The organism is Oleiphilus sp. HI0043, assembly GCF_001634935.1.
On record NZ_LWEY01000955.1, the window covers coordinates 1 to 446 of the forward strand.

A 446-nucleotide genomic window follows, 5' to 3' on the forward strand; every position below is an offset into this window, starting at 1 on the left:
TTTGTTTCTCTGCCTCTGCCGGCTTTGCACATCTAAGGGCAAAGGGCTCAAATACAGCACCAAGTAGTAATTGATCTTCATACATACTTGCCACACTCGTGCCTGAAATCAGCTCGCCACTATCATAGTAAATCGACTCGGCCTGCATCTTTTCACCAGACACATCTATTTTAAATGCTTGAGATGGAGAAAGGTGGCTTTCATCATGCATATGAGCCGTAAACTCAAAGACTTTCGGATGACCGGCTGTGAGCAGGTGTTGATCATCCAACCACTCAAGATTATCAACAGCCATGGGGATGTAAACCGTATCAATTAAGTGCCAGGACAGCATATCCTGTCCTTTCATATAGCGAGACACTTGATTCGCTGTGGTTTCAGCTACAAACAGGGTTTTCTGGTCTGCAGACAAAGTCACCCCATTCGTATAACGAAGGCCATCGATC

Annotated in this window: 1 protein-coding gene; it reads right to left on the reverse strand. The window is 45.3% G+C overall.

What is annotated here, in order from left to right:
* Positions 1–412, reverse strand: a 412-nt coding sequence (locus tag A3729_RS10445) for a hypothetical protein (RefSeq protein ID WP_197475776.1), incomplete at its 3' end; no start/stop codon positions are given.
* Positions 413–446: the final 34 nt, after the last annotated feature.